Source organism: Rhizomicrobium sp., assembly GCF_056722145.1.
Genome location: NZ_JBWZET010000393.1, coordinates 1 through 3,834, shown reverse-complemented (window position 1 = coordinate 3,834; position 3,834 = coordinate 1). Strand labels below are relative to the sequence as shown.

Genomic DNA, 3,834 nt, shown 5'->3' with positions numbered 1-3,834 from the left:
GGGCAGCTCGGTCGCGATCAAAGGCCTGCCGGTCGATTATTCCTCGGCTTTGGTGCCGACCAGCGATGATTTTGCTGCCGCCACTGCCGGTAAGGTGGTGTTTGGTGGCGATTCCGAACACGGCATCGTGCATGCGCTGGTGCAGTTGAAGGCGCTCAACGACGCCTATCTTTTGGTGGTTCGCACCGTCGATCCCAAGATTCTCGGCTATTACCAGCACACCCAGGACGTCATCGCCGAATACCATTCGCTGGAAGAGAGTCGTTCCAACGTCCAGTTGATCTTTGCCGGGCTTTACGCGGCGGTGGCGCTGGTCGTGCTGCTGGCGGCGATCTGGCTTGGTCTGTGGGCCGCCAATCGCATCGTGCGGCCGATTTCGCGCCTGATCGGAGCGGCGGAGCGCGTCTCCGAAGGCGACCTGAAGGCCCAGGTGGTGATCGCCAAGGATGACGACGAGCTCGCCAATCTTGGCCACGCCTTCAATCGCATGACCGGGCAGCTCGACACCCAGCGCGAGGCCTTGATCGCCGTCAATCGCCAGCTCGACGAACGCCGCCGCTTCACCGAGACGGTGCTGGCGGGCGTTTCGGCCGGCGTGATCGGCGTCGATGCCGACGGCATGATCACCATCATCAATCGCGCCGCCGCGCGCCTGCTCAATGCCGCTCCGGAAGAATTGGAAGGCCAGCATTATGCCGAGGCGGTGCCGGAATTGGCGGTGCTGATCCGGCGTGCCATCAGCGAACCGGTCGGCCGCTCGTCGGGCGAGGCGACGGTCAAGCGCGGCACCACCACGCGTCAGTTGTCGGTGCAGGTGGCATCCGAACACGGCCCGCAGGCGACCGGCTTCGTGGCGACCTTCGACGACATCACCGATCTGGTCTCGGCGCAGCGTACTGCCGCCTGGGCCGACGTGGCGCGCCGCATCGCCCACGAGATCAAGAATCCGCTGACCCCGATCCAGCTTTCGGCCGAACGGCTGAAGCGCAAATACCGCGACGTCATCGGCGAGGACAACGGCGTCTTCGAGCAGTGCACCTCCACCATCATCCGCCAGGTCGGCGATATCGGCCGCATGGTCGACGAGTTCTCGTCGTTCGCGCGGATGCCGACGCCGGTGATGCGCAAGGAATGCGCCCAGGAGCTGATGTTGCAGCCGCTGTTCCTCCAGCGCGAGGCCCATCCCGAGATCACCTTCGAAAGCCAGCTGCCCAAGGACATGATCTATTTCGAGGGCGACGGCCGGCTGATCGGGCAGGCGCTGACCAACATCATCAAGAACGCCACGGAAGGCATCGCCTCGCGCTTCGACAAGGGCGACGACACGCCGGGAAAAATCACGGTCGCAATCGAAACCACCGACACGATGCTGGCTTTCCGGGTTACCGACAACGGCATCGGCCTGCCGGCGGAACATCGCAACCGCCTGACCGAACCGTATGTCACAACGCGTGCGAAGGGCACCGGCCTAGGCCTTGCCATCGTGCGCAAAGTCATGGAGGACCATGGCGGCGAGGTTCTCCTCCAAGACGCCGCGGAAGACGGCAAGGGCGCGCGCGTATCGCTCGTGCTGCCGTTGAAACAGAAAAAAGTGCGTGAAAAAGGTGTCACCGATGAGCAAACACGGATTGCCTCTCGCGTCTGAAATCCTGGTCGTCGACGACGAAGAGGATATTCGCGACCTGATCGCCGGAATTCTCGGGGACGAGGGGTATGAGACCCGGGTCGCCGCCGACAGCGAGACCGCGCTCAATGCAGTGCGCCAGCGCCGGCCGCAGCTGGTCGTGCTCGACATCTGGCTGCAGGGCAGTCGCCTCGACGGCATTCAGGTGCTCGACACCATCAAGCGCGAGCATCCCGATCTGCCGGTGGTGATGATCTCCGGCCACGGCACCATCGAGACCGCCGTCGGCTCGATCAAGAAGGGCGCCTACGACTTCATCGAGAAGCCGTTCAAGGCCGATCGGCTGCTGCATGTCGTGCAGCGCGCGCTGGAATCGGCGCGGCTGAAACGCGAAGTGCAGGAACTGAAGCTGAAGGCCGGCGACGAAACCGATCTGGTCGGCCAATCGTCCGCCATGGCGCAGATCCGTCAGGCGGTGGAGAAGATCGCGCCGACCAACAGCCGCGTCTTCATTTCCGGCCCGCCGGGCTGCGGCAAGGAACTCTTGGCGCGCCTGATCCACGCCCGTTCGCGCCGCGCCGGCAATGCATTCGTCGCGGTGAATTGCGCCACCATGGAGCCCGATCGTATCGAAGCCGAACTATTCGGCGTCGAAAGCAACGAAGGCCCGCGCAAGATCGGCTTTCTCGAACTCGCTCATAACGGCACGCTGTTCCTCGACGAAGTCGGCGACATGCCGATCGAGACCCAGGGCAAGGTGCTGCGCGTGCTGGTCGACCAGACCTTCACGCGGGTCGGCGGCACCACGCGGGTGCAGGTCGATGCGCGGGTGATTTCGTCGACCTCGAGCGATCTGCGCACCGAAATCGGCGCCGGCAAATTTCGCGAAGACCTCTATCACCGCCTCAACGTGGTGCCGCTGCGGGTGCCGCCGCTGAGCGAACGCCGCGACGACATTCCGCTGTTGGTGCAGCATTTCATGAAGCGCCTCAGCGCTGCGTCGGGCCTTCCGATGCGCGAGATCGGCGACGACGCCATGGCGGTGCTGCAAGCCCACAACTGGCCCGGCAACGTCCGCCAATTGCGCAATGTGGTGGAGCGCCTGCTCATCCTCGCCACCGACGACGCCGCCCAGGCGATTTCCGCCGACTTGCTGCCGTCCGACCTTGGCGCCAGCGCGCAATGGGGCGGCGGCGGCCGCAGCGACCTCGTCATTTCGCTGCCCTTGCGCGAAGCCCGCGAAATCTTCGAACGCGACTACCTCATCGCGCAGATCAACCGCTTCGGCGGCAACATCTCTCGCACCGCCGCCTTCATCGGCATGGAACGCTCGGCCCTGCACAGAAAACTGAAAAGCCTCGGCGTCGGCTCGAACCTGACGGGCAGAGAGGGCGTGGGGGTATAAAAGAACTTTCCTCCCCCGCGGTGCACCGAACGATGCGCCGCACACTGATGAAATAGCGGGGGAGGTGGCCCGTCAGGGCCGGAGGGGGGATCGCTCATGCGGGAAGACACCGCCCGTTCTTGCCGTCTCGCCAAACCCCTCCGTGCTCACATGACGGAGGCCGAAACCATCCTCTGGTCACGCCTTCGCGACTGGCGCACGCATGGGTATGCCTTCCGCCGCCAGCATCCGATCGGCCCCTACATCGCCGACTTCGCGTGTTCGAAAGCCAGACTGGTCGTCGAACTCGACGGCGAACAACACGGCAGCGATGCGCGTCACGCCCACGATCAACGCCGCGACGCCTATATGATCGCGCGCGGCTGGCACGTCATCCGGATCAGCAACGACCGGATCTACCGGGAACTCGGTCAGGTGCTGAACACGCTGTCCGAAGCACTCCCCCCTCCGTCGCTTTGCGACACCTCCCCGCTATTTTGAAATCGTGCGGCTTATAATTTCGACACCGCGTGGGAGGAAAGAGTAGTCTCCGCACCACCATCTTTCCTCCCCCGCGGTGCACAACCAGAAACACCGCACACTGATCAAATAGCGGGGGAGGAGGCCCGTCAGGGCCGGAGGGGGGAATGAATATGAAGGCCCATCCCATGAAATGGTCCCCGCGGAAGCCGCCCGGGCGCATCGCCTATGTCGATGGCCGCTATCTGCCCCATGGCGCCGCGAGCGTGCATGTCGAGGACCGCGGCCTGCAATTTGGCGATTCCATTTATGAGGTCTGCCGCATTGCCGGCGGCTGTTTGCGCGA

3 protein-coding genes are annotated in these 3,834 nt (G+C 64.1%); all 3 read left to right on the top strand.

Features of this window, described 5'->3' with window-relative positions; genetic code table 11:
• Nucleotides 1-1,645, top strand: a 1,645-nt coding sequence (locus AC1P6P_RS20570; protein WP_481404319.1) for a sensor histidine kinase, incomplete at its 5' end; no start/stop codon positions are given.
• A complete protein-coding gene (gene ntrX / locus AC1P6P_RS20565; protein ID WP_481404318.1) occupies nucleotides 1,614-3,029 on the top strand; it encodes a nitrogen assimilation response regulator NtrX in 1,416 nt (471 codons plus the stop codon). The genes AC1P6P_RS20570 and ntrX, both read left to right, overlap by 32 nt.
• A 96-nt stretch (nucleotides 3,030-3,125) precedes the next feature.
• Nucleotides 3,126-3,509, top strand: coding sequence for an endonuclease domain-containing protein (locus AC1P6P_RS20560; RefSeq protein ID WP_481404317.1), 384 nt, complete (start codon nucleotides 3,126-3,128; stop codon nucleotides 3,507-3,509).
• Nucleotides 3,510-3,834: the final 325 nt, after the last annotated feature.

Bases quoted from the DNA above. Each gene is read 5' to 3' on its own strand.
- ntrX (WP_481404318.1), top strand. From the start codon at position 1,614: ATGAGCAAACACGGATTGCCTCTCGCGTCTGAAATCCTGGTCGTCGAC.
- AC1P6P_RS20560 (WP_481404317.1), top strand. From the start codon at position 3,126: ATGCGGGAAGACACCGCCCGTTCTTGCCGTCTCGCCAAACCCCTCCGT.